Below are 22,070 nucleotides of genomic sequence, written 5' to 3' on the forward strand. Positions count from 1 at the left end.
CACGCACGGGCCCTATCCGATCGGCTTCACCGTCATGCCCGTCCATTTGGCGATGAACGCCCACAGATCGGCCGTCTCCTCGATCACCTTGTCGGTCGGCTTGCCCGAGCCATGGCCGGCGCGGGTTTCGATACGGACGAGGTGCGGCTTGGGCCCGATGTCCTTCGACTGGAGCATCGCGGTGTATTTGAACGTATGGCCCGGCACCACGCGGTCGTCGGTGTCGGCGGTGGTCGCGAGGATCGCCGGATAGGTCACCCCCGCCTTCACATTGTGATACGGCGAATAGGTCAGCAGGTTGCGAAAATCGGCTTCCTTGGCCGGTACGCCGTAATCGTCGACCCAGTAGCGGCCGGCGGTGAAGCGGTCGAAGCGCAGCATGTCCATCACGCCCACCGCCGGCAGCGCGGCGGCGAACAGGTCGGGCCGCTGGTTGACGACCGCGCCGACCAGCAGGCCGCCGTTCGACCCGCCCTGGATCGCCAGCTGGCCCTTGCCGGTGACACCCTGCGCGATCAGGTCCTCGCCCGCGGCAATGAAGTCGTCGAACACGTTCTGCTTGTTCAGCAGCTTGCCGCCGTCATGCCATTCCTTGCCATATTCGCTGCCGCCGCGGATATTGGCGACCGCCAGCACGCCGCCCTGCTCCAGCCACGCAACGCGCCCCGCCGAGAAGCCCGGAAGGATCGGCACGTTGAACCCGCCATAGGCGTAGAGCAGCGTCGGGGCGGGCTTGGTCACGTCCTTGCGCTTAACGATGAACATCGGGACCTTGGTCCCGTCCTTCGACGTGTAGAAGCGCTGGCGCACGTCATACTGCGTGGGGTCGAACGCGACCTTCGGCGTCGCCCACGGCGTCACTGCGCGGGTCGCGGCGTCGTAGCGATAGATGGTGGTCGGCGTCGCGAAGCTGGAGAAGGCAAAGAAGCCCTCGTTATTGTCCAGCTCACCGCCGACACCGCCGACCGTACCGATGCCGGGCAGCTCGATCGCGCCGTCAGGCTTGCCGTCGAGGGTGAAGCGCTTCACCTCGGTCTTCGCGTCGACCAGATACGCCGCCATGATCCGCCCGCCGACCAGCGACGCGCCGTTCAGCACCGCCTTTTCCTGCGGCACGATTTCTTTAGGCACCGGATTGACGGCGGCCATGTCGAGCGTGACGACGCGCAGGCGGGGCGCGTCCTGCGTCGTGGTCAGGAACAGCGTGCTGTCCTTCGACCCGATCGTCGACCAATCGACGTTGTCGGTGTTGACGATCGTCCGTGGCTTGTCGTTCGGCCTGGTCAAGTCGAGGACCGCGATCTCGGTATGGTCGCCCGGACCGCTGGTCGAAATGACCAGCCAGCGACCGTCGTCGGTGATGCCGGGATAGAAGGTGTAGCGCGGCTGGTCGGGCCGCTCATAGATCAGCTGGTCAGCGGTCTGCGGCGTGCCGAGCTTGTGGAAATAGACCTTGGCGTTCAGGTTCTGGCTCTGGAACTCCTGCCCCTTTTCCGGGGTCGGGAATCGGGCATAGTAGAAGCCCGAGCCGTCCTTCACCCACGACGCCGACAGGCCGTACTTCACCCAGTCGATCTGATCGTCCAGCACCTTGCCGCTGTCGACGTCGAGCACGCGCAGCTTGCGCCAGTCGCTGCCGCCGTCCTGAATCGAATAGAGCAGCCGCTTGCCGTCTTTCGACGGCGACCATTCGGCCAGCGCCGTCGCGCCGTCCTTCGACCAGCCATTGGGATCGATCAGCACCCGTCCCTGCCCGTTCACGCTGTCGCGGACATAGAGCACCGACTGGTTCTGCAGGCCCGAGTTACGGCTGTAGAAATAGCGGCCGCCCTCGCGCTGCGGCACGCCGACGCGTTCATAGTCGAACAGCTTGGTCAGGCGGCTCTTGAAGATATCGCGGCCGGGCAGCGTCGCCAGATAGGCGTCGGTGACCTTGTTCTCCGCCGCGACCCATGCCGCCACTTGCGGATCGTTGCGGACGTCGTTTTCCAGCCAGCGATACGGGTCGGCGACCTTCACCCCGAACTGTTCGTCGACCTGATCGACGGTGCGGGTCTGGGGATAGGCGATGGTCTGGGCAAGGGCAGTCGTGCTGGTCATCAGGCACGCGATCGCGGCAAAGGCATGGCGGTACATCGTTGCTCCATCGGGCAGGCCGGACAGTATCCGGCGTTACCAGCAGGATACGCGAGCGCCGCGTCCGCGCAACCCCGCGAGACACCGTAACCCGCGCCAACGAAAAAGGGCGGCCGTACCGAAGTACGACCGCCCCCTGTTCCGGCTTTCGCGAAACGCGCCGATCAGGCGGCTTCGTCGAAATCCTCGTCGGCCAGGACCGGCCCCGAATCCTGACCCTTGGCCGACACGTCGCGGTCGACGAATTCGATGATCGCCATCGGCGAGGCGTCCGACGCGCGGATGCCGGCCTTGATGATGCGGGTATAGCCGCCGTTGCGGTCGGCATAGCGGGTCGCTAGCACGTCGAACAGCTTTGTCAGCTGCGCATCGTCGAGCAGACGCGCATGGGCCAGACGACGGTTCGACAGGCCGCCCTTCTTCGCCAGCGTGATCAGCTTTTCGACATAGGGACGCAGTTCCTTCGCCTTGGCGACGGTGGTGGTGATCTGCTCGTGCTTGATCAGTGCGGCCGACATGTTGCGGAACAGCGCAATGCGGTGTGCCGAGGTACGCTGCAGCTTACGGCCGCCGACGCGATGACGCATGAGTATTTCCTTCGTTCGTTAAGGGGCCGTGTCACGGTACCCCAGAGCTGGTGGCTGTTGGAGGCCGCCACCGGGTCGCCTGTTCGCGGCAAAGTTCACTAAGTTCACACTTGCCGCGTAGTTGTTTGCCGGGCGGCCAGCGGCAAAGCCGCTGGCGTCGGTCGGGCTGGAAGCCCGCCGGCCGGGCTGGTTTTGTCTCCGGGGCAGGCTCGCCTGCCCCGGTGCAAAATCAGCCCATTATCTCCTGTTCCAGCTTCTTCGCCATCTCTTCGATGTTCTCGGGCGGCCATCCGGGGATGTCCATGCCGAGGCGAAGGCCCATCGACGACAGCACTTCCTTAATTTCGTTCAGCGACTTGCGGCCGAAATTCGGGGTGCGCAGCATCTCGGCCTCGGTCTTCTGGACCAGATCGCCGATATAGATGATGTTGTCGTTCTTGAGGCAGTTGGCCGAGCGGACCGACAGTTCGAGCTCGTCGACCTTCTTGAGCAGGTAGCGGTTGATCTGCGCGGTATCGCCCTGGCCTTCGCTCTGCGGTGCCGCAACCTGCGTGCCGGTGGCGGCAGCGCGGGGCAGCGTCGAATCGTCGAAGTGGACGAACAGCGCCAGCTGGTCCTGCAGGATGCGACCGGCATAGGCCAGTGCGTCCTCAGGGGTGACGGTGCCGTCGGTTTCGATGGTCAGCGTCAGCTTGTCGTAATCGAGTTCCTGCCCAACGCGGGTGTTCTCGACCTTGTAGCTGACCTGGCGAACCGGCGAATACAGCGCATCGACCGGGATCAGGCCGATCGGCGCATCGGCCGGACGGTTGCCGGCGGCGGGCACATAGCCCTTACCGACGTCGGCGGTCAGTTCCATGTTGAGCGTCGCACCATCGTCGAGATGGCACAGCACCAGTTCCGGGTTCATGACTTCGATGTCGCCGGTGACGGCGATGTCGCCGGCCTTCACTTCGGCAGGACCGGTCACCGACAGCTGCAGACGCTTCGGGCCTTCGCCCTGCATCTTGAGCGCAATCTGCTTCACGTTCAGCACCATGTCGGTCACGTCCTCACGGACGCCGGCAAGGCTGGAAAATTCGTGAAGGACGTTTTCGATCTTGATCGAGGTGACGGCGGCGCCCTGCAGCGACGACAGCAGCACGCGACGCAGCGCGTTGCCGAGCGTCAGGCCGAACCCACGTTCCAGCGGCTCGGCGACGAAGGTCGAACGGCGCTTGGGATCGCCGCCCGGCTTCTTCTCGAGGCCGCTCGGCTTCTTGAGTTCCTGCCAGTTCTTAGCGTTGACGGACACGGGCTTCCCCTAGCTTGGCGGCGCGGAAAGGACGGGTCCGCGCCATGAAAGAACAGCCCCGCCGGACGAACCCGGCGGGGCGGCAGGCACGGATCAGACGCGGCGGCGCTTCGACGGGCGCACGCCGTTGTGCGGGATCGAGGTCACGTCACGGATCGACGTGATCTGGAAGCCGACAGCCTGCAGCGCACGCAGTGCCGATTCGCGACCCGAACCCGGGCCCTTCACCTCGACTTCGAGCGTGCGCACGCCGTGGTCGGCAGCCTTGCGGCCGGCGTCCTCGGCAGCGACCTGCGCGGCGTACGGGGTCGACTTGCGCGAGCCCTTGAAGCCCATCATGCCGGCCGACGACCAGCTGATCGCATTACCCTGCGCATCGGTGATGGTGATCATGGTGTTGTTGAAGCTGGCGTTCACATGGGCGACGCCGGCGGTGATGTTCTTGCGCTCGCGACGGCGAAGGCGCTGCGGTTCACGTGCCATTATTGGAAATCCTGACCTGAGTATCGTGCGTGGTACGGAGATCGGGAGGCGGTCAGCCTCTTACCTGTCTCCGACGGAGAAGAAGTCAAAAACAGTCCCCCGGACTGTTTCTTACTTCTTCTTACCCGCGATCGGCTTCGCCTTGCCCTTGCGGGTGCGCGCGTTGGTGTGCGTGCGCTGGCCGCGGACCGGCAGGCCCTTGCGGTGACGCAGGCCACGATAGCAGGCGAGATCCATCAGACGCTTGATGTTCATCGCGGTCTGGCGACGCAGATCGCCTTCCACGGTGTGGCTGGCGTCGATCGCCTCGCGGATCTGCAGCACTTCCTGGTCGCTCAGGTCCTGCACGCGACGCTCCGCTGCGATGCCGAGCTGGTCGGTGAGCTGCTTGGCCTTTGCCGGACCGATGCCGTGGATATACTGCAGCGCGATGATCACGCGCTTGTTGGTCGGGATATTAACACCCGCGATACGTGCCATGAACTAAATTCTCCCAGCTCCACGAAGCGCCGCATGGCAGCGGGCTTCATCTCGTAGCGTTGCGACCCGTCACGCGCGATCGCGGCGAACGCGCGAAAGCGCCGCCGTAACCGGTATGTCGGGGTGGATCGCTGATACGGACCGATTCCCGGGGTGTCAACCGGTAGACGGAACCAAAATCGGGATGGGGCGTGAGGCGTTATCACTCGGCGATGTGCCGGATATCGCTAGACCACAGGAGCAGCCGCCGCCCTCGATCTCATCGTCACCCCGGACTTGATCCAGGGTCGCGCTCCCTGCGAGCGTAGCAGCAGCAGAAAAAGAGGAAGAAGAAGAAGCGGGACCCCGGCTCAAGGCCGGGGTGACGTCGTAAATTGTAATAGTGGAGCGGCAGGCCGATGGCCCGCCCTCCCCCTACTTGTCGAGGATACCCGCAATCTGCGCGGTCACATCGTCCATGTCGGCCATGCCGTCGACGCGGTGGACCAGCCCGCGCGCTTCGTACAGCGGCAGAATTGGTGCGGTCTTGGCGCGATATTCGACCATGCGGGTGCGCACGGTGGCTTCGTTGTCGTCGGGACGCCGCTTGAACTCGGTGGCGCCGCACGCATCGCACACGCCGCTTACCGCCGGCTGCTTGAACGTGTCGTGATAGCCTGCGCCGCAATTGGCGCAGGTGAAGCGACCTACGATCCGCTCGACCAGCGCATCCTCGTCGACGACCAGTTCGATGACATGGGTCAGCTGACGCCCGCGATGTTCGAGCAGCAGGTCGAGCGCGTCGGCCTGCGCGGCCGTGCGCGGATAGCCATCGAAGATCGCGCCGCGATCGCCCAGCTGGTCGAGCCGCTCGCCGATCAGCGCCGAGACGATCGCGTCCGACACCAGTTCGCCCGCGTCCATCACCGCCTTGGCCTGCAACCCCACCGGGCTGCCCGCCTTGACCGCCGCGCGCAGCATGTCGCCGGTGGAGAGCTGCACCATGCCGCGGGCGCTTTCGAGCCGCGCGGCCTGGGTTCCCTTGCCCGCTCCCGGCGGTCCGAGAAGGATGATGTCCATAGCTGCCCCCTTGTCCCGTAGTGCGCCTTAGCGCAAGCGTCCGCCCTTGAGCTTCGCCTTCTTGATGAGGTCGCCATACTGGTGCGCCAGCAAGTGCGACTGGATCTGCGTCACCGTGTCCATCGTGACGTTGACCACGATGAGCAGGCTGGTGCCGCCCAGATAGAAGGGGATCGACAGCGCCGATACCAGATATTCCGGCAACAGGCAGATAATGACCAGATAGGCCGCGCCGATCACCGTGATCCGGGTCAGGACGTAATCGAAGTAATTCTCGGTATTCTTGCCCGGGCGAATGCCGGGGACGAACCCGCCATAGCGCTTCAGGTTGTCGGCGGTCTCTTCGGGATTGAAGACGATCGCGGTGTAGAAGAACGAGAAGAACACGATGCCCGCGCCGTACAGCAGCATGTACAGCGGCTGGCCGTGCGCCAGATACTGATTGAGCGTGATGATGAAATCGCCCCAGCGGCTCTCGCCCGCGGTCGCTTGCCCCGCGAACTGGGTGATCGTCACCGGCATCAGCAGCAGCGAGGAAGCGAAGATCGGCGGGATCACGCCCGCGGTGTTGATCTTGAGCGGCAGGTGGCTGCGATCGGCCTGCACCCCGCGCGCCGTCTGGCGCTTGGGATACTGGATCAGGATGCGGCGCTGCGCCCGCTCCATGAAGCAGATGAACAGGACGAGCCCGGCGACCGCGACGACGATACCGATCAGCGTGATCGGGTTCATCGTGCCCGACCGGCTGCCCTCGAACAGCTGCAGCAGCGTCGTCGGCAGATGGGCGACGATGCCGGCCATGATGATCAGCGAAATGCCGTTGCCGATGCCGCGGCTGGTGATCTGCTCACCCAGCCACATCAGGAACATCGTACCGCCGATCAGCGAGATGACCGCCGCGACGCGGAAGGTCATGCCCGGCTCAATCACCGCCTGCGCGCCGGCCGAGGCGCCGAACGCCTCCAGCCCGACGGCGATGGTATAGCCCTGGATCGCGGTCAGCAGCACCGTGCCGTAGCGGGTATATTGGTTGAGCTTCTTGCGCCCTGATTCGCCTTCCTTCTTGATGGCGGCAAGCTGCGGGCTGAGCGAGGTCGCAAGCTGCACGACGATCGACGCGGTGATATAGGGCATGACGCCCAGCGCGACGACCGACATGCGCGTCAGCGCACCGCCCGAAAAGGTGTTGAAGAAGTCGAGAACGCCGCCCTGCGTCTGGTTCGCGAGCAGGCCGAGCTGCGTCGGGTCGATGCCCGGCAGCGGCACATAGCTCAGCATACGGAACACGATCAGTGCCCCAAGCGTAAACCACAGGCGCTTCTTCAGTTCGGTCGCCTGACCGAATTTCGACAGATTGAGATTGGTCGCAAGACCGTCTGAGGCGGCTGCCATGGATATGTCCCGAATGATGCTGGCGGGCCATCAACCCACCCCCCGGGCGACCATATAGGGGTTGCTGCCGGGATGTCTAAGGGGGGAGCGCTAACCCTCTTAGGAAACCGTCAGGTTCGAGCAGCTTCGAGCGCAGTCGAGAAGCGTCTGTCGAGAACGGGCCGCCCAGCGGAACCCCGTTCTCGATACGCGCTCTCGACAGGCTCGATCGCTATTCGAACCGAACGGGAGCGGGTGTTACGCGTGCGCAGCCTTCTTGGCGGCGAGCGTCTTGCCCTTCTTCGCAGCGGCCTTTTCGTGCGCGGGCACGACTTCGATCACCGACACCGAGCCACCGGCCTTTTCGACCGCTTCGATCGCCGACTTCGACGCGCCGGCGACGGTGAAGGCCAGCTTCACGTTCAGTTCGCCCTTGCCGAGCAGACGGACGCCGTCCTTGCCACCACGGGCGAGGTTCGCGGCCTTCAGCGCGGCGTGGTCCAATGCGGCACCGGCTTCGATCTTGCCGGCGTCGACCGCCTTCTGGATCGCACCGAGGTTCACTTCGGCATAATCCTTGGCGAAGATGTTGTTGAAGCCGCGCTTCGGGATGCGCATGTGGAGCGGCATCTGGCCGCCTTCGAAGCCGGCGATCGAGACGCCTTCGCGGCTCTTCTGACCCTTCTGGCCGCGACCGGCGGTCTTGCCCTTGCCCGAGCCGATGCCGCGTCCGACGCGCATCTTGCTCTTGCGGGCGCCTGCATTGTCGCGGATTTCGTTGAGTTTCATGTGTTGCACTCGCTTTCGCTATGTTCGCGCTGAATAAATGAGGAAGGGGGCCGCTTAGCCCCCTTCCCCGTATTTGTCACCGGTAAAGGTAGAAGGCTCAGCCTTCGACCGACACCATGTGCTGCACCTTGCGGATCATGCCGCGCACCTCGGGGGTGTCGGTCAGTTCCACGGTCTTGTGCATCTTGTTGAGGCCGAGACCGATCAGCGTCGCGCGCTGGTCCTTGGTCCGGCGGATCGGCGACCCGGTCTGGGTGATCTTGACGGTTGCCATCGCTCGTTACTCCACGATCGCCGCGGCATCAGCCTCGGCGGTCTGCGATCCGCCACGACCCAGCAGGTCGGCGATCTTCTTGCCGCGACGCTGGGCCACCGCCTTCGGCGACGACTGGTCGTTCAGCGCCTCGAAGGTCGCGCGGATCATGTTGTACGGGTTCGACGTGCCGACCGACTTGGTCACGACGTCGGCCACGCCCAGCGATTCGAAGATGGCGCGCATCGGGCCACCCGCGATGATGCCGGTACCGGCAGGCGCCGAACGCAGCGTCACGCGACCGGCACCGAAGTGGCCGTTGCCGTCATGGTGCAGCGTGCGACCGTCCTTGAGCGGAACGCGGACCATCGCCTTCTTGGCAGCGGCGGTCGCCTTCGAGATGGCTTCCGGCACTTCGCGCGCCTTGCCATGCCCGAAACCGACGCGGCCCTTGCCGTCGCCGACGACGACGAGCGCTGCGAAACCGAAGCGCTTGCCGCCCTTCACGGTCTTCGACACGCGGTTGATGTGTACGAGCTTTTCGATCAGCTCTTCGCCACCATCGTCCTGGCCGCCACGACGGTCGTCGCGACGCCCGCCACGGTTGCCGTCACGACCACCGCGACCGCCGCCGCCGGGACCACCCGGACCGCCGCGACCGCGACCGCCACGGGGACCACGGCCCTGCGGCTGCTCGCCACCCGGCGCGGCCGACACGTCGGCGGCGGGGGTTTCGGCCTGATTGTTTTCGTCAGCCATGTCTTAGAACTCCAATCCGGCTTCGCGGGCGGCCTCGGCCAGCGCCTTGACGCGGCCGTGGAACAGGAAGCCGCCACGGTCGAACACGACCTGCGTCACGCCGGCGGCCTTCGCCGCTTCCGCAACGCGGGTACCGACGCCCTTGGCGGCATCGACATTCGCGCCCGAGGTGCCACGCACGTCCTTTTCTAGGGTCGATGCGGCAGCGACCGTACGGCCGGCTGCGTCGTCGATGACCTGGGCATAGATGTGCTTGCCCGAACGATGGATCGAGAGCCGCGCACGGCCACCCGAACGCGCCTTCAGCGCGGTGCGATTGCGCCGACGGCGCTTCTCGAAGAGGGAGAGACCCTTGGTCATTACTTCTTCTTCCCTTCCTTGCGGAAGATGAACTCGCCGTCGTACTTGATGCCCTTGCCCTTGTACGGCTCGGGCTTACGCCAACGACGGATCTCGGCAGCGATCTGACCGACCTTCTGCTTGTCGATCCCGCTGATTTCGATCGTGGTCTGATCGGGCGTCTTGATCTCGATGCCTTCCGGCACGTCGATGTTGACGTCGTGGCTGTAGCCGAGCTGCAGCTTCAGGTTCTTGCCCTGGGCCGCGGCGCGATAGCCGACGCCGGTGATCAGCAGCTTCTTGGTGAAGCCGGTCGTCACGCCGGTGATCAGGTTCTGCACGAGCGTGCGCTGCATGCCCCAGAACGCGCGCGCGCGCTTGGTTTCGTTGGCCGGCTGCACCGAGATGCTGTCGCCTTCGACGGCATAGGCGATGTCGTCCGCCAGCGGCAACGTCAGCGTGCCCTTGGGGCCCTTAACGCTCAGCTCGCGCCCTGCAATGTTGGCGGTCACGCCGGCCGGAACCGGGACTGCCTTCTTACCGATGCGGCTCATCAGAAGACCTCCGCGAGCACTTCGCCACCGACATTCTGTTCGCGCGCTTCGGCGTCGGACAGAACGCCACGCGGCGTCGAGACGATGGTGATGCCAAGGCCGTTGCGGACCTTCGGCAGTTCCTGCGAACCCGAATAGACGCGGCGGCCGGGCTTCGAGACGCGCGCGACGTGCTTGATCGCCGGCTGGCCTTCGAAATACTTCAGCTCGATGCGGATGCCGGCCGCGGGGCCCATCTGCTCTTCGCTGTAGCCACGGATATAGCCCTCGCGCTGCAACACGTCGAGGACACGGGCCCGCAACTTGCTGGCAGGCGTCAGGACGGAGTCCTTGCGCGCGCGCTGGCCGTTGCGGATGCGGGTGAGCATGTCACCCAGGGGATCGGTCAATGCCATTGCTGTGTTCCTTACCAGCTCGACTTCGTGACGCCGGGGATCAGGCCCTTGTTGGCCAGCTCACGCAGCATGACGCGGGCGAGACGGAACTTGCGATAATAGCCGCGGGGACGCCCCGTCAGCTCGCAACGGTTGCGGATGCGGGTCGGATTCCCGTTGCGGGGAATCTCGGCCATCTTCAGCCGCGCGATCAGGCGCTCGGTTTCGTCGAGCGACTGGTCGGCTGCGATCGCCTTCAGCTTCGCATATTTGGGTGCGAACTTCTTGACGAGGGCGCGACGGCGCTCGTTCTTGTTCACGGAACTCAGTTTCGCCATGGACTTAAGCTCTCTTCGTTAAAGCGCAGACCGCTCCCCGGCGAAGGGGAGCGGTATTGGTTATGCCGCCTTCTTTTCCTCGGCACCCTCTTCCTGCGGGAAGGGGAAACCGAAGAGACGCAGAAGCTCGCGAGCCTCCTCGTCGGTCTTGGCGGTAGTGGTCACGATCACATCCATGCCGCGCACCTTGTCGATGCGGTCATAGTTGATTTCGGGGAACACGATCTGTTCCTTGATGCCGCAGGCATAGTTGCCACGGCCGTCGAACGACTTCGGGTTCAGGCCACGAAAGTCGCGAACGCGGGGAAGCGCGATGGTGATGAAGCGATCGAGGAATTCGTACATCCGCTCGCGGCGCAGCGTGACCTTGCAGCCGATCGCCATGCCTTCGCGCAGCTTGAACTGCGCGATCGACTTCTTCGCCTTCGTGACGACAGGCTTCTGGCCGGCGATCAGTTCCATTTCGGAGCTGGCCTGCTCGACCTTCTTCTTGTCCTGCGTCGCTTCGCCGACGCCCATGTTCAGGACGATCTTGTCGAGACGCGGGATTTCCATCACGTTCTTGTAACCGAACTTGTCGGTCATCGCCTTCACGATGCGATCGTCATAGATCGCCTTCATGCGCGGCTTGTATGCATCAGCCATTGATGACCTCCCCGCCCTTCACGGCGACCCGAACCTTCTTGCCGTCACGCTCTTCGAAGCGAACGCGCGTCGGCTTGCCGTCGACGACATGCGCGACCTTGCTGACGTGCATCGGCGCTTCGACACGCACCAGACCACCCTGCGGGTCGGCCTGGTTAGGCTTCTTGTGGCGCACGGCGATGTTCACGCCGGACACGACAACCTTGCCGTCCTTCGGCATCGACTGGGTGACCTGGCCGGTCTTGCCCTTGTCCTTGCCCGACAGGACGATCACGGTGTCGCCCTTCTTGATCTTCGCAGCAGCCATTACAGCACCTCAGGGGCGAGCGAGATGATCTTCATGAAGCCCTTCGAGCGCAGCTCGCGGACCACCGGGCCAAAGATACGGGTGCCGATCGGCTCCTCGTTCTTGTTGACCAGCACCGCGGCATTGCCGTCGAAACGGATCACCGAACCGTCGGTGCGACGGATGTCCTTGGCGGTGCGAACGATGACGGCGCGATGCACGTCACCCTTCTTCACGCGGCCGCGCGGAGCGGCTTCCTTGATGCTGACGACGATGACGTCACCGACACCCGCCACGCGGCGCTTGGACCCGCCAAGCACCTTGATGCACTGCACCCGCTTCGCGCCGCTGTTGTCTGCGACGTCGAGATTGGATTGCATCTGAATCATGGATGCGATTCCTTACCCTATGGGGCCGATTCCGACCGGACCCCGCCTGCTAAAAATGAACCCCCGGCTGCGGGCATACCGCGCCGGGGGGAGCGGCCCATTAACCGCCCCATGGCGAAAAGGCAAGCGCCTCTCCGCGAATGTTCGTTACCTCCGGGCCTGACCCCGGAATTGCGTACGGGGCGGGGGTTGGAAACCCCCGCCCCGCAAAGGCTTACGCCTCGGCTGCGACTTCCGCCGGCGTCGCGTGGGTGTTGACCCGCTCGATCACCTTCCAGGTCTTCAGCTTCGAGATCGGCGCGGTCTCTTCGATGCGCACGGTCTCGCCTTCGCGATACTCATTGCCCTCGTCATGGGCATGGTACTTCTTCGAACGGCGGATGATCTTGCCATAGAGCGGGTGCTTGACCTTCCGCTCCACGCTCACCACCACCGTCTTGTCGGTCTTGTCCGAGACGATCATCCCGGTCAGCACGCGCTTCGGCATGTCTCTCGTCCTTACTTGTCGGACGAGCGCGAACGCTCGCCCTGCAGCGTCTTGATCCGCGCGATGTCGCGACGGACTTCCTTCACGCGGGTCGGCTTTTCCAGCTGGCTGGTCGCCGCCTGGAAACGGAGGTTGAACGCCTCACGCTTCAGGCTGGTCAACTCATCGACCAGCTGGTCGTCGCTCTTGGCGCGAAGATCGGTTGCCTTCGTCATTTTCAACCCTCCAGGTGCGAGGTGTCGCCCAGACGGGCAACGACCTTGACCGCGATCGGCAGCTTCATCGCGGCGCGCGAGAACGCTTCCGCGGCGAGCGGGCCGGGCACGCCGTCCAGTTCGAACAGGATGCGACCCGGCTTGACGCGAGCGACCCAGAATTCGGGCGAACCCTTGCCCGAGCCCATGCGGACTTCGGCAGGCTTCGACGACACCGGCAGATCCGGGAAGATCCGGATCCAGAGGCGACCCTGGCGCTTGATGTGGCGGGTGATCGCGCGGCGAGCCGCTTCGATCTGACGGGCGGTGATCCGCTCGGGCTCCATCGCCTTCAGGCCATAGGACCCGAAGTTCAGCGACGTACCGCCCTTGGCATCGCCATGGATGCGGCCCTTGAAGGCCTTGCGGAATTTGGTGCGCTTTGGTTGCAGCATCTCACATCATCCTTAGCGGCGGTGATCGTCGCGCGCGGGGCGCACGCCGGAGGTCTGAGCCTCCATCATCAGCCGGTCCTGCGCCATCGGGTCATGGCCGAGGATCTCACCCTTGAAGATCCAGACCTTGACGCCGCAGACGCCATACGCGGTGTGCGCTTCGGCCTCGGCATAGTCGAGGTTCGCACGCAGCGTGTGCAGCGGCACGCGACCTTCGCGATAGCCTTCCGAACGGGCGATTTCCGCACCGCCCAGACGACCGCCGCAAGCGACGCGGATGCCGTCGGCACCCAGGCGCATCGCCGACTGCACCGCACGCTTCATGGCGCGGCGGAAGGCGATACGACGCTCGAGCTGATCGGCAATGCCCTGCGCCACGAGCTTCGCGTCGATTTCCGGCTTGCGGATTTCGACGATGTTCAGCGACACGTCGGACGACGTCATCGAACCCAGCTTCTTGCGAAGCTTCTCGATGTCGGTGCCCTTCTTGCCGATGATCACACCCGGACGGGCAGCGAAGATCGAGATGCGGCACAGCTTGGCCGGACGCTCGATGACCACCTTGGAGATCGCGGCCTGCGGCAGCGTCTTCATGATGTACTGGCGGATCTTGAGATCCTCCAGCAGCAGACGGCCATAGTCGGCGCCTTCGGCATACCAACGGCTGTCCCAGGTGCGGTTGATCTGCAGACGCAGACCGATGGGATTGGACTTGTGACCCATTACGCTTCCTCCACCTCGGACACGACAATGCGCACGCGGCTGAACGGCTTCAGGATGCGCGTCGACTTGCCGCGACCGCGGGTCGCGAAACGCTTCATCGTGATCGACTTGCCGACCGAGGCTTCCTTGACGACGAGTGCGTCGACGTCGAGGTTGTGGTTGTTTTCCGCATTCGCGATCGCCGAAGCGAGGCACTTGCGGACATCGACCGCCATCGCCTTCTTCGAGAAGGCGAGGATGTTCATCGCGTCACCGGCCTTGCGGTTGCGGATCAGCGCGGCGACGAGGTTCAGCTTCTGCGCCGAGCCGCGAACCTGCGTCGCGACGGCCAGAGCTTCCTTGTCACCGACGCGGCGGGGTGCTGCCTGCTTGCTCATCAGCGCTTGCCCTTCTTGTCAGCGGCGTGGCCGGGGAAGAAGCGCGTCGGCGCGAACTCACCGAGCTTCATGCCCACCATGTCCTCGTTGACCGAAACCGGCACGAACTTGCGGCCATTATAGACGTTGAACGTCAGGCCGACGAACTGCGGGAGAATCGTCGAGCGGCGCGACCAGGTCTTGATCGGGCCGGCACGGGTGCCGGCGTCCTGCGCCACTTCCGCCTTCTTCAGCAGATTGAGGTCCACGAACGGACCCTTCCATACGGAACGAGCCATCGCTTAGCCCTTCTTCTTCGCGTGACGGCTACGGATGATCATCTTGTCCGTCGCCTTGTTATGCCGCGTGCGCGCGCCCTTGGTCGGCTTGCCCCACGGGGTGACCGGATGACGGCCGCCCGAGGTCCGGCCTTCACCACCACCGTGCGGGTGGTCGACCGGGTTCTTGGCGACACCGCGGGTCAGCGGGCGAATGCCCTTCCAGCGGTTGCGGCCGGCCTTGCCCAGATTCTGGTTCTGGTTGTCGGGGTTCGACACCGCACCGATCGTCGCCATGCAGGCGGCGTGGATGTAGCGCTGCTCACCCGAGTTCAGGCGAACGATGACCATGCCCTTGTCGCGGCCGACGACCTGCACGTACGTGCCGGCCGAACGGGCGATCTGACCGCCCTTGCCCGGCTTCATCTCGATGTTGTGGACGATCGTGCCGACCGGCACCTGGCCCAGTTCCATCGCGTTGCCCGGCTTCACGTCGGTCTTCTTGCCCGCGATCACCTTGTCGCCGACGTTCAGACGCTGCGGCGCGATGATGTAGGCGACGCGGTCCTTGCCCGCTTCGTCCGCACCATAGTTGATGAGCGCGATGAAGGCGGTGCGGTTGGGATCATATTCGATCCGATCCACGGTGCCTTCAACGTCCCACAGGCGACGCTTGAAGTCGATGATGCGGTAGCGCTGCTTGTGACCGCCGGCGATGCCGCGCGAGGTCACATGGCCCTTGTTGTTGCGACCGCCGGTCTTGGTCTTGCCTTCGGTCAGCGCCTTGACCGGACGGCCCTTGTACAGCGCCGAACGGTCGATCAGGACCAGGCCACGCTGCGACGGCGTGGTCGGATTATATTGCTTGAGTGCCATGTTACTTGGCCCCCTCGGTAATGTCGATCGACTGGCCTTCGGCCAGGGTCACGATCGCCTTCTTGAAGTCCGACCGGGTGTAGGGCGCGCCCTTCCACTTCTTGGTCTTGCCCTTGGTCACGATCGTGTTGACGCCGGTGACGGTGACGTTGAACAGCGCTTCGACCGCTGCCTTGATCTCCGGCTTCGACGCCTTGTTCGCGACCTTGAAGACGACGGCGTTATGCTCGGAGAGCATCGTCGCCTTTTCGGTGATGTGCGGGCTCAGCACCACGTCGTAATGACGGATGTCGATAGCCGACTGCTGCTGCTTAGCCATTGAAGCGGGCCTCCAGCTTTTCGACGGCGGCGCGGGTCAGCACCAGCGTGTCGTGCTTCAGGATGTCATAGACGTTCGCGCCACCGGCGGGCAGGACATTGACCTGACGCAGGTTGCGGGCGGCCAGCGCGAAGCTGTTCTCGACGGCGTCGCCATCGATCACCAGCGACGTCTTGCCGAAGCCGAGCTTCGACAGGTTGCCGAGCAGGACCTGCGTCTTGCCATCGGCAACGGTCAGCTCGTCGAGAACGACCAGCGAACCCGCCTTGGCATGGCTCGACAGCGCCATCTTCAGGCCCAGTGCGCGAACCTTCTTGTTCAGGCCCGGGTTGAAGTCGCGGACGCGGGCGCCGTGCGCCTTACCACCGCCGATGAACACCGGTGCGCGGCGATCGCCGTGACGGGCGACGCCGCCGCCCTTCTGGCGACCCAGCTTCTTGCCCGAACGCGCGACGTCGGCGCGCTCGCGGGTGCCGCGGGCGGTGCCGCGACGCTTTTCGAGCTGCCACGTCACGACCCGGTGCAGGATGTCCGCACGCGGATCGAGGCCGAACACCTCGTCGTTCAGCTCGATATCGCCGCTTTCGACGGCATCGAGGGTCTGTACCTTGACCTTCATGATCAGCCCTCCTGGCCGTCGGTCGCTGCCGGTGCGGCCGCGTCGTTGCTGTTGGCGCTCTTCAGACCAGCGGGGTACGGCGCGTCGGCATGGCGCGCGACCTTCACCGCGTCCTTGACCGTCAGCCAGGTGCCCTTGTGACCGGGAACCGAACCCTTGATGAAGATCAGCCCGCGCTCGACGTCGGTCGACACGACCTGCAGATTCTGCTGCGTGCGGTTACGGTCGCCCATGTGGCCGGCCATCTTCTTGTTCTTGAAGACCTTGCCCGGATCCTGACGCTGACCGGTCGAACCGTGCGAACGGTGTGACACCGACACGCCGTGCGTCGCGCGCAGACCGCCGAAGCCCCAACGCTTCATGGCGCCGGCAAAGCCCTTGCCCTGCGTACGGCCCGAGACGTCGACCATCTGGCCGGCGACATAGTGGTCGGCCGAGATCGTCGCGCCGACATCGAGCAGCGCGTCTTCGTCGACGCGGAACTCGACGACGCGTGCCTTCGGGCTCACTTCGGCCTTGCCGAAATGGCCGCGCTGCGGCTTGGCGACGTTCTTCGCCTTGGCGACGCCGGCGCCGAGCTGCACCGCGACGTACCCGTCACGATCCTTCTCACGACGGGCGACGACCTGCACGTCTTCCAGCTGCAGGACGGTGACGGGCACGTGGCGCCCATCGTCCTGGAACAACCGGGTCATTCCCATTTTCTTCGCGATCACGCCAGTGCGCATGACCCACTCCTCCAACAGAGGCTCGTCTTGACGACGAGCTTGCCTAACGAAAAAGGCCCCGGTGCGCGGTCACCCGCCTCCGAAGCCCCAGCCCTTGCGATCTGCACGCCCCCGCCAGGGCCAGACATCGCCGATATCCCCCACCGAAGGGTCGCATCGACGATAGCGGGGACGCGGACAACGGCATTTGCCCGGAAGCGTCGTGCCGTTCGGTATCCCTGTGGTTGCTTTCCCGGCCTCTACCGCCTGTCGTTCAGAACGAACCGGCGGGAAGCGAAAGCGCGACGCAGGGCGGAATCACCCTACGTCGCGGCAAGCGGGCTTTACGCCAGCTTGATCTCTACGTCCACCCCTGCTGCGAGGTCGAGCTTCATCAGTGCGTCGACCGTCTGCGGGGTCGGCTGCACGATGTCGAGCAGACGCTTGTAGGTGCGGGTCTCGAACTGCTCGCGCGACTTCTTGTCGATGTGCGGGCCGCGGTTGACCGTGAACTTGTCAATGTGCGTGGGCAGCGGAATGGGTCCACGGATCAGGGCGCCGGTGCGACGCGCGGTGTCGGCGATGTCGCCGGCCGCCTGGTCGAGCACGCGATGGTCGAACGCCTTCAGGCGAATACGGATATTGTTGTCCATGGTCCTACCGATGCGAAAGAGCGGGCCGTTGGGACGGCTCTTGATTAACAACGAATGGCTTAGTGGAAACCCCAGCTACAAGCGAGGTGCCCTCATTAAATAGCAAACGGCGACCCCCGTCTCCGGGGGCCGCCGCCTGTTCGAGTCGCTATATTACTTGTCGATGCCGCTGACAACCCCTGCGCCGACGGTACGACCGCCTTCACGGATGGTGAAGCGCTGGCCGACGTCCATGGCGATCGGTGCGATCAGCTTCACGCCCAGCGCGACTTCGTCGCCCGGCATGACCATTTCGGTGCCTTCCGGCAGTTCGATCGTGCCGGTGACGTCCGTGGTGCGGAAGTAGAACTGCGGGCGATAGTTGGCGAAGAACGGCGTGTGACGGCCGCCTTCGTCCTTCGACAGCACGTACACCGACGACTGGAAGTCGGTGTGCGGGGTGATCGAACCCGGCTTCGCCAGAACCTGACCACGCTCCACTTCGTCACGGGCGACGCCGCGGATCAGCGCGCCGATGTTGTCGCCGGCCTGGCCCTGGTCGAGCAGCTTGCGGAACATTTCGACGCCCGTCACGACGGTCTTGCGGACCGATTCGTGGATGCCGACGATTTCGACTTCTTCACCAACCTTCACGATGCCGGTTTCGACGCGGCCGGTAACCACGGTGCCGCGACCCGAGATCGAGAACACGTCTTCGATCGGCATCATGAACGGCTTGTCCAGCGGACGTTCCGGCTGCGGGATCGACTCGTCGACCGCCTTCATCAGTTCCAGGATAGCTTCCTGGCCGAGCTTGGCGTCCGAACCCGACAGGGCGCAGGTGGCCGAACCACGGATGATCGGAATGTTGTCGCCGTCGAATTCACGCTTCGACAGTTCTTCGCGGATTTCCATTTCGACGAGTTCGAGGATTTCCTCGTCGTCGACCAGATCGACCTTGTTCAGGAAGACGACCATGGTCGGAACGCCGACCTGCTTGGCGAGCAGGATGTGCTCCTTGGTCTGCGGCATCGGGCCGTCGGTGGCCGACACGACCAGGATCGCGCCGTCCATCTGCGCGGCGCCGGTGATCATGTTCTTCACATAATCGGCGTGGCCGGGGCAGTCGACGTGCGCATAGTGGCGGGCGGCGGTTTCATACTCGACGTGCGCGGTCGAGATGGTGATGCCGCGCTCGCGCTCTTCCGGGGCCTTGTCGATGTTGGCGAAGTCGACGGCGACGCCGCCCATCGTGTCCGCCAGCACCTTCGTGATCGCGGCGGTCAGCGAGGTCTTGCCGTGGTCGACGTGACCGATGGTACCGATGTTGAGGTGCGGCTTGTTCCGCTCGAATTTTGCCTTAGCCATTTTCCTACCTTCTGATTCGAATTCGGTGCCGCCGGGGCCACGCGAACGCGGCCCTTTAGCGGGTGTTGTTTCGTAATGCCAGCCCCCGAACCGGGGACAGGACGACGAAGTAAATTCGTCGTCGGACGGGACGGTCGTGGGACCGCCCCGCCGGCCGGCCTTTCGGCGTCTCGGAGCTAAGCTGGCTTAGCTCCGTGCGCCTCAGGCCATCTTCGCCTTCACTTCGTCCGCGACGTTCTGCGGCACTTCGTCATAGTGCGAGAACTGCATCGAGTACTGCGCGCGACCCTGGGTGAACGAGCGGAGCTGGTTCACATAGCCGAACATGTTGGCGAGCGGGACCATCGCTTCGACGGTCTGCGCGTTGCCGCGGCTGTCGGTGCCCTGGATCTGGCCACGACGGCTGTTCATGTCGCCGATGACGTCGCCCAGATAGTCTTCCGGGGTCACGACCTCGACCTTCATGATCGGCTCGAGCAGCTTGATGCCGGCCTTCTGGGCCGCTTCGCGCATCGCGCCACGTGCGCAGATTTCGAACGCCAGCGCCGACGAGTCGACGTCGTGGTACTTGCCGTCGATCAGGTGCACTTCGAAGTCGATGATCGGGAAGCCGATCAGCGAACCGGTCTGTGCCGTCTCGCGCATGCCCTTCTCCACCGACGGGATATATTCGCGCGGGATGTTGCCGCCCTTGATCTCGTCGAAGAACTGGTAGCCCGAGCCACGCTCGCCGGGGACGACCTTGACCTTCACTTCGCCGAACTGGCCCGAACCACCCGACTGCTTCTTGTGGGTGTAGGTCAGTTCGACCGGCTTGGCGAGATATTCGCGATACGCCACCTGCGGCGCACCGACGTTCGCCTCGACCTTGAACTCGCGCTTCATGCGATCGACGAGGATTTCGAGGTGAAGTTCACCCATGCCCTTGATGATCGTCTGGCCCGATTCATGGTCGGTCGACACGCGGAACGAGGGGTCCTCGGCGGCTAGGCGGTTGAGCGCGATGCCCATCTTTTCCTGGTCGGCCTTGGTCTTCGGTTCCACCGACAGCTCGATAACGGGTTCCGGGAACTCCATCCGCTCGAGGATGATCGGGTTGGACGCGTCGCACAGCGTGTCGCCGGTCGTCGTTTCCTTCAGGCCCGCGATCGCAACGATGTCGCCTGCGCGTGCCTCGTCGATGTCCTCACGCGAGTTCGCGTGCATAAGGAGCATACGGCCGATCTTTTCCTTCTTATCCTTCACCGAGTTCAGATACCCGCCCTTGGTGAGGGTACCCGAATAGATGCGGGCGAAGGTGAGCGAGCCGACGAACGGATCGTTCATGATCTTGAACGCCAGCAGCGACATCGGCGCATCGTCGGCGGCCGGACGCGAATCCGGAGTCTCGCCGTCGAGCTTCACGCCCTGCACGTCCGGAATGTCCAGCGGCGACGGCAGATAGTCGACCACGGCGTCGAGCAGCGGCTGCACGCCCTTGTTCTTGAACGCCGAACCGCAGACGATCGGCACGAACTGCATGCCGAGCGTACCCTTGCGGATCAGCTTCTTCAGGTCGGCGACCGACGGCTCGTTGCCTTCGAGATAGGCTTCCATCAGGTCGTCGTCCTGCTCGACGGCCATTTCGATCAGGTCGCTGCGATACTTCGCAGCCTTTTCCTTCATGTCTTCCGGAATGTCCTGATATTCGAACTTGGCGCCCAGCGACTCTTCGAGCCAGATGATCGCGCGGTTCTCGACCAGGTCGACGAGGCCCTTGAAGCCGCCTTCGATACCGATCGGAAGATACAGGACCGCCGGACGCGCGCCCAGACGCTCGATGATCGAGTCGACGCAGAAATAGAAGTCGGCGCCGGTGCGGTCGAGCTTGTTGACGAAGCACATGCGCGGCACGCCGTACTTGTCGGCCTGACGCCACACGGTTTCCGACTGCGGTTCCACGCCGGCAACGCCGTCGAAGCAGGCGACCGCGCCGTCGAGCACGCGCAGCGAACGCTCGACCTCGATCGTGAAGTCGACGTGGCCGGGGGTGTCGATGATGTTGATCAGGTGCTCTTCACCCTTGCCCTCTTCCGCGCGCCACTTGCAGGTGGTTGCCGCCGAGGTGATGGTGATGCCGCGTTCCTGCTCCTGCTCCATCCAGTCCATGGTGGCGGTGCCTTCGTGCACTTCGCCGATCTTGTAGGACTTGCCGGTGTAGTAAAGAATACGCTCGGTCGTGGTCGTCTTGCCGGCGTCGATGTGCGCCATGATGCCGATGTTACGATACCGTTCGAGCGGATGGCTGCGGGCCATGGTCGTGCTTCCTTAGCAATGTGGGGAGCGAGGCATGACGCCCGCTCCCCACGATATAGGCGGTTAGATCAGCGGTGAAAAGCCACCGCCGACGCTTACCAGCGGTAGTGCGAGAAGGCGCGGTTCGCTTCCGCCATGCGGTGCGTGTCTTCGCGCTTCTTCACCGCGTTGCCGCGGTTGTTGGCGGCGTCCATCAGTTCGCCCGACAGGCGCGCCGACATGGTGTTCTCGCTGCGGTTGCGGGCCGATGCGATCAGCCAGCGGATGGCGAGTGCCTGGGCGCGTTCGAAGCGGACTTCGACCGGCACCTGGTAGGTCGCACCACCGACGCGGCGCGAACGCACTTCGATGTTCGGCTTCACGTTGTTCAACGCATCGTGGAACACGCCCAGCGGATCCCGCTTCGCGCGGCTCTCGACGGTTTCGAATGCCGAATAGACGATGCCTTCGGCGACGGACTTCTTGCCGTCCAGCATCACCGAGTTCATGAACTTGGTCAGAACCTCATCCCCGTATACGGGATCAGGCAGGATTTCCCGCTTTTCGGGACGACGACGACGAGCCATCAGATATTCCTTCAATCTTCAGCCGGTTCCGGAACCCGTCCGGGGCTTACTGGGGGTAG

Annotated in this window: 31 protein-coding genes; all 31 read right to left on the reverse strand. The window is 64.2% G+C overall.

The features are described 5' to 3' along the window. Positions 1–12: 12 nt before the first annotated feature. The 31 genes from MF610_RS03830 to rpsG all read right to left on the reverse strand — a co-directional run bounded on the left by MF610_RS03830 (position 13) and on the right by rpsG (position 22,011). Positions 13–2,136 carry a prolyl oligopeptidase family serine peptidase gene (locus MF610_RS03830; RefSeq protein ID WP_242192886.1) on the reverse strand — a complete coding sequence of 708 codons (2,124 nt, stop codon included), beginning with the start codon at positions 2,134–2,136 and terminating at the stop codon, positions 13–15. A gap of 164 nt (positions 2,137–2,300) precedes the next feature. Next, on the reverse strand, positions 2,301–2,723 hold the full coding sequence (rplQ, locus tag MF610_RS03835; protein WP_242192887.1) for a 50S ribosomal protein L17: 423 nt from the start codon (positions 2,721–2,723) through the stop codon (positions 2,301–2,303). Positions 2,724–2,952: 229 nt separating this feature from the next. Continuing rightward, entirely contained in the window at positions 2,953–4,017 is a 1,065-nt protein-coding gene (locus MF610_RS03840) for a DNA-directed RNA polymerase subunit alpha (RefSeq protein WP_055763352.1), read from the reverse strand. 93 nt (positions 4,018–4,110) lie between these two features. Then, the gene (gene rpsK / locus MF610_RS03845; RefSeq protein WP_055763349.1) at positions 4,111–4,500 is read right to left on the reverse strand and encodes a 30S ribosomal protein S11; all 390 of its coding nucleotides are present in this window, start codon (positions 4,498–4,500) and stop codon (positions 4,111–4,113) included. A gap of 111 nt (positions 4,501–4,611) precedes the next feature. Beyond that, positions 4,612–4,980, reverse strand: a complete 369-nt coding sequence (rpsM, locus tag MF610_RS03850) for a 30S ribosomal protein S13 (protein WP_055756875.1) — start codon at positions 4,978–4,980, stop codon at positions 4,612–4,614. Positions 4,981–5,394: 414 nt separating this feature from the next. Continuing rightward, complete coding sequence (locus MF610_RS03855) at positions 5,395–6,039, reverse strand: adenylate kinase (protein ID WP_242192888.1); 645 nt, start codon at positions 6,037–6,039, stop codon at positions 5,395–5,397. A 27-nt stretch (positions 6,040–6,066) separates the two neighbouring features. Then, complete coding sequence (secY, locus tag MF610_RS03860) at positions 6,067–7,431, reverse strand: preprotein translocase subunit SecY (protein ID WP_242192889.1); 1,365 nt, start codon at positions 7,429–7,431, stop codon at positions 6,067–6,069. Positions 7,432–7,668: 237 nt separating this feature from the next. Further along, a complete protein-coding gene (gene rplO, locus MF610_RS03865) occupies positions 7,669–8,199 on the reverse strand; it encodes a 50S ribosomal protein L15 (RefSeq protein ID WP_242192891.1) in 531 nt (176 codons plus the stop codon). 97 nt (positions 8,200–8,296) lie between these two features. Beyond that, positions 8,297–8,473: a 50S ribosomal protein L30 gene (rpmD, locus tag MF610_RS03870; RefSeq protein ID WP_055790366.1), complete on the reverse strand. Its 177-nt coding sequence runs from the start codon at positions 8,471–8,473 to the stop codon at positions 8,297–8,299. A gap of 6 nt (positions 8,474–8,479) precedes the next feature. Next, the gene (gene rpsE, locus MF610_RS03875; protein WP_242192900.1) at positions 8,480–9,211 is read right to left on the reverse strand and encodes a 30S ribosomal protein S5; all 732 of its coding nucleotides are present in this window, start codon (positions 9,209–9,211) and stop codon (positions 8,480–8,482) included. A gap of 3 nt (positions 9,212–9,214) precedes the next feature. Next, the gene (gene rplR / locus MF610_RS03880; protein WP_125659292.1) at positions 9,215–9,571 is read right to left on the reverse strand and encodes a 50S ribosomal protein L18; all 357 of its coding nucleotides are present in this window, start codon (positions 9,569–9,571) and stop codon (positions 9,215–9,217) included. Next, complete coding sequence (gene rplF, locus MF610_RS03885) at positions 9,571–10,104, reverse strand: 50S ribosomal protein L6 (protein ID WP_242192901.1); 534 nt, start codon at positions 10,102–10,104, stop codon at positions 9,571–9,573. Before rplF ends, rplR begins: the two co-directional genes overlap by 1 nt. Further along, a complete protein-coding gene (gene rpsH / locus MF610_RS03890) occupies positions 10,104–10,499 on the reverse strand; it encodes a 30S ribosomal protein S8 (RefSeq protein ID WP_033921102.1) in 396 nt (131 codons plus the stop codon). Before rpsH ends, rplF begins: the two co-directional genes overlap by 1 nt. An 11-nt stretch (positions 10,500–10,510) precedes the next feature. After that, positions 10,511–10,816, reverse strand: a complete 306-nt coding sequence (rpsN, locus tag MF610_RS03895; protein WP_055756896.1) for a 30S ribosomal protein S14 — start codon at positions 10,814–10,816, stop codon at positions 10,511–10,513. 60 nt (positions 10,817–10,876) lie between these two features. Continuing rightward, on the reverse strand, positions 10,877–11,461 hold the full coding sequence (gene rplE, locus MF610_RS03900; protein ID WP_242192904.1) for a 50S ribosomal protein L5: 585 nt from the start codon (positions 11,459–11,461) through the stop codon (positions 10,877–10,879). Beyond that, positions 11,454–11,768 (reverse strand): 50S ribosomal protein L24, encoded by a 315-nt coding sequence (gene rplX / locus MF610_RS03905; protein ID WP_242192906.1) that lies wholly within the window; start codon positions 11,766–11,768, stop codon positions 11,454–11,456. The genes rplE and rplX overlap by 8 nt, the downstream gene beginning before the upstream one ends. Then, positions 11,768–12,136, reverse strand: a complete 369-nt coding sequence (gene rplN, locus MF610_RS03910; RefSeq protein ID WP_055790388.1) for a 50S ribosomal protein L14 — start codon at positions 12,134–12,136, stop codon at positions 11,768–11,770. The genes rplX and rplN overlap by 1 nt, the downstream gene beginning before the upstream one ends. A gap of 214 nt (positions 12,137–12,350) precedes the next feature. Next, a complete protein-coding gene (gene rpsQ, locus MF610_RS03915) occupies positions 12,351–12,623 on the reverse strand; it encodes a 30S ribosomal protein S17 (protein ID WP_125659300.1) in 273 nt (90 codons plus the stop codon). Positions 12,624–12,634: 11 nt separating this feature from the next. Next, positions 12,635–12,838 (reverse strand): 50S ribosomal protein L29, encoded by a 204-nt coding sequence (rpmC, locus tag MF610_RS03920; RefSeq protein WP_125659303.1) that lies wholly within the window; start codon positions 12,836–12,838, stop codon positions 12,635–12,637. Between the two features lie 2 nt (positions 12,839–12,840). Beyond that, a complete protein-coding gene (rplP, locus tag MF610_RS03925) occupies positions 12,841–13,272 on the reverse strand; it encodes a 50S ribosomal protein L16 (RefSeq protein ID WP_055790394.1) in 432 nt (143 codons plus the stop codon). Positions 13,273–13,284: 12 nt separating this feature from the next. Beyond that, entirely contained in the window at positions 13,285–13,995 is a 711-nt protein-coding gene (rpsC, locus tag MF610_RS03930; RefSeq protein ID WP_242192907.1) for a 30S ribosomal protein S3, read from the reverse strand. Continuing rightward, positions 13,995–14,372, reverse strand: a complete 378-nt coding sequence (rplV, locus tag MF610_RS03935) for a 50S ribosomal protein L22 (protein ID WP_066689625.1) — start codon at positions 14,370–14,372, stop codon at positions 13,995–13,997. Before rplV ends, rpsC begins: the two co-directional genes overlap by 1 nt. Further along, positions 14,372–14,650 carry a 30S ribosomal protein S19 gene (gene rpsS / locus MF610_RS03940; RefSeq protein ID WP_055763302.1) on the reverse strand — a complete coding sequence of 93 codons (279 nt, stop codon included), beginning with the start codon at positions 14,648–14,650 and terminating at the stop codon, positions 14,372–14,374. Before rpsS ends, rplV begins: the two co-directional genes overlap by 1 nt. A 3-nt stretch (positions 14,651–14,653) precedes the next feature. Next, positions 14,654–15,505 (reverse strand): 50S ribosomal protein L2, encoded by an 852-nt coding sequence (gene rplB / locus MF610_RS03945; RefSeq protein WP_055763299.1) that lies wholly within the window; start codon positions 15,503–15,505, stop codon positions 14,654–14,656. A gap of 1 nt (position 15,506) precedes the next feature. Then, positions 15,507–15,824 carry a 50S ribosomal protein L23 gene (locus MF610_RS03950; RefSeq protein WP_055763296.1) on the reverse strand — a complete coding sequence of 106 codons (318 nt, stop codon included), beginning with the start codon at positions 15,822–15,824 and terminating at the stop codon, positions 15,507–15,509. Beyond that, complete coding sequence (rplD, locus tag MF610_RS03955; protein WP_242192908.1) at positions 15,817–16,443, reverse strand: 50S ribosomal protein L4; 627 nt, start codon at positions 16,441–16,443, stop codon at positions 15,817–15,819. The genes MF610_RS03950 and rplD overlap by 8 nt, the downstream gene beginning before the upstream one ends. 2 nt (positions 16,444–16,445) lie before the next feature. Next, entirely contained in the window at positions 16,446–17,171 is a 726-nt protein-coding gene (gene rplC, locus MF610_RS03960; protein ID WP_242192909.1) for a 50S ribosomal protein L3, read from the reverse strand. Positions 17,172–17,494: 323 nt separating this feature from the next. Beyond that, positions 17,495–17,803 carry a 30S ribosomal protein S10 gene (gene rpsJ, locus MF610_RS03965; RefSeq protein WP_033921125.1) on the reverse strand — a complete coding sequence of 103 codons (309 nt, stop codon included), beginning with the start codon at positions 17,801–17,803 and terminating at the stop codon, positions 17,495–17,497. A 153-nt stretch (positions 17,804–17,956) separates the two neighbouring features. Then, positions 17,957–19,150 carry an elongation factor Tu gene (tuf, locus tag MF610_RS03970; protein ID WP_242192910.1) on the reverse strand — a complete coding sequence of 398 codons (1,194 nt, stop codon included), beginning with the start codon at positions 19,148–19,150 and terminating at the stop codon, positions 17,957–17,959. A 201-nt stretch (positions 19,151–19,351) separates the two neighbouring features. Then, entirely contained in the window at positions 19,352–21,445 is a 2,094-nt protein-coding gene (gene fusA / locus MF610_RS03975) for an elongation factor G (protein ID WP_242192911.1), read from the reverse strand. A gap of 95 nt (positions 21,446–21,540) precedes the next feature. Continuing rightward, positions 21,541–22,011 (reverse strand): 30S ribosomal protein S7, encoded by a 471-nt coding sequence (rpsG, locus tag MF610_RS03980; RefSeq protein WP_055763657.1) that lies wholly within the window; start codon positions 22,009–22,011, stop codon positions 21,541–21,543. Between the last annotated feature and the right edge of the window lie 59 nt (positions 22,012–22,070).

It is taken from the genome of Sphingomonas hankookensis, assembly GCF_022664465.1.
Classification (GTDB): domain Bacteria; phylum Pseudomonadota; class Alphaproteobacteria; order Sphingomonadales; family Sphingomonadaceae; genus Sphingomonas; species Sphingomonas hankookensis.

Bases quoted from the DNA above. Each gene is read 5' to 3' on its own strand.
- rpsK (WP_055763349.1), bottom strand. From the start codon at position 4,500: ATGGCACGTGAACCGCAGCGCCTTCGCCGTCGCGAGCGCAAGAACATC.
- rplD (WP_242192908.1), bottom strand. From the start codon at position 16,443: ATGAAGGTCAAGGTACAGACCCTCGATGCCGTCGAAAGCGGCGATATC.
- MF610_RS03950 (WP_055763296.1), bottom strand. From the start codon at position 15,824: ATGGCTAAGCAGCAGCAGTCGGCTATCGACATCCGTCATTACGACGTG.
- rpsC (WP_242192907.1), bottom strand. From the start codon at position 13,995: ATGGGTCACAAGTCCAATCCCATCGGTCTGCGTCTGCAGATCAACCGC.
- rpsN (WP_055756896.1), bottom strand. From the start codon at position 10,816: ATGGCGAAACTGAGTTCCGTGAACAAGAACGAGCGCCGTCGCGCCCTC.
- rpsM (WP_055756875.1), bottom strand. From the start codon at position 4,980: ATGGCACGTATCGCGGGTGTTAATATCCCGACCAACAAGCGCGTGATC.
- rplP (WP_055790394.1), bottom strand. From the start codon at position 13,272: ATGCTGCAACCAAAGCGCACCAAATTCCGCAAGGCCTTCAAGGGCCGC.
- rpsQ (WP_125659300.1), bottom strand. From the start codon at position 12,623: ATGCCGAAGCGCGTGCTGACCGGGATGATCGTCTCGGACAAGACCGAC.
- rplO (WP_242192891.1), bottom strand. From the start codon at position 8,199: ATGAAACTCAACGAAATCCGCGACAATGCAGGCGCCCGCAAGAGCAAG.
- rplC (WP_242192909.1), bottom strand. From the start codon at position 17,171: ATGCGCACTGGCGTGATCGCGAAGAAAATGGGAATGACCCGGTTGTTC.
- rpsE (WP_242192900.1), bottom strand. From the start codon at position 9,211: ATGGCTGACGAAAACAATCAGGCCGAAACCCCCGCCGCCGACGTGTCG.
- tuf (WP_242192910.1), bottom strand. From the start codon at position 19,150: ATGGCTAAGGCAAAATTCGAGCGGAACAAGCCGCACCTCAACATCGGT.
- rplQ (WP_242192887.1), bottom strand. From the start codon at position 2,723: ATGCGTCATCGCGTCGGCGGCCGTAAGCTGCAGCGTACCTCGGCACAC.
- rpsS (WP_055763302.1), bottom strand. From the start codon at position 14,650: ATGGCTCGTTCCGTATGGAAGGGTCCGTTCGTGGACCTCAATCTGCTG.
- rpmD (WP_055790366.1), bottom strand. From the start codon at position 8,473: ATGGCAACCGTCAAGATCACCCAGACCGGGTCGCCGATCCGCCGGACC.
- rpmC (WP_125659303.1), bottom strand. From the start codon at position 12,838: ATGACGAAGGCAACCGATCTTCGCGCCAAGAGCGACGACCAGCTGGTC.
- secY (WP_242192889.1), bottom strand. From the start codon at position 7,431: ATGGCAGCCGCCTCAGACGGTCTTGCGACCAATCTCAATCTGTCGAAA.
- MF610_RS03830 (WP_242192886.1), bottom strand. From the start codon at position 2,136: ATGTACCGCCATGCCTTTGCCGCGATCGCGTGCCTGATGACCAGCACG.
- rplR (WP_125659292.1), bottom strand. From the start codon at position 9,571: ATGACCAAGGGTCTCTCCCTCTTCGAGAAGCGCCGTCGGCGCAATCGC.
- rplN (WP_055790388.1), bottom strand. From the start codon at position 12,136: ATGATTCAGATGCAATCCAATCTCGACGTCGCAGACAACAGCGGCGCG.
- rplF (WP_242192901.1), bottom strand. From the start codon at position 10,104: ATGAGCCGCATCGGTAAGAAGGCAGTCCCGGTTCCGGCCGGCGTGACC.
- rpsG (WP_055763657.1), bottom strand. From the start codon at position 22,011: ATGGCTCGTCGTCGTCGTCCCGAAAAGCGGGAAATCCTGCCTGATCCC.
- fusA (WP_242192911.1), bottom strand. From the start codon at position 21,445: ATGGCCCGCAGCCATCCGCTCGAACGGTATCGTAACATCGGCATCATG.
- rpsJ (WP_033921125.1), bottom strand. From the start codon at position 17,803: ATGGACAACAATATCCGTATTCGCCTGAAGGCGTTCGACCATCGCGTG.
- rplE (WP_242192904.1), bottom strand. From the start codon at position 11,461: ATGGCTGATGCATACAAGCCGCGCATGAAGGCGATCTATGACGATCGC.
- rpsH (WP_033921102.1), bottom strand. From the start codon at position 10,499: ATGGCATTGACCGATCCCCTGGGTGACATGCTCACCCGCATCCGCAAC.
- rplX (WP_242192906.1), bottom strand. From the start codon at position 11,768: ATGGCTGCTGCGAAGATCAAGAAGGGCGACACCGTGATCGTCCTGTCG.
- MF610_RS03855 (WP_242192888.1), bottom strand. From the start codon at position 6,039: ATGGACATCATCCTTCTCGGACCGCCGGGAGCGGGCAAGGGAACCCAG.
- rplV (WP_066689625.1), bottom strand. From the start codon at position 14,372: ATGAGCAAGCAGGCAGCACCCCGCCGCGTCGGTGACAAGGAAGCTCTG.
- rplB (WP_055763299.1), bottom strand. From the start codon at position 15,505: ATGGCACTCAAGCAATATAATCCGACCACGCCGTCGCAGCGTGGCCTG.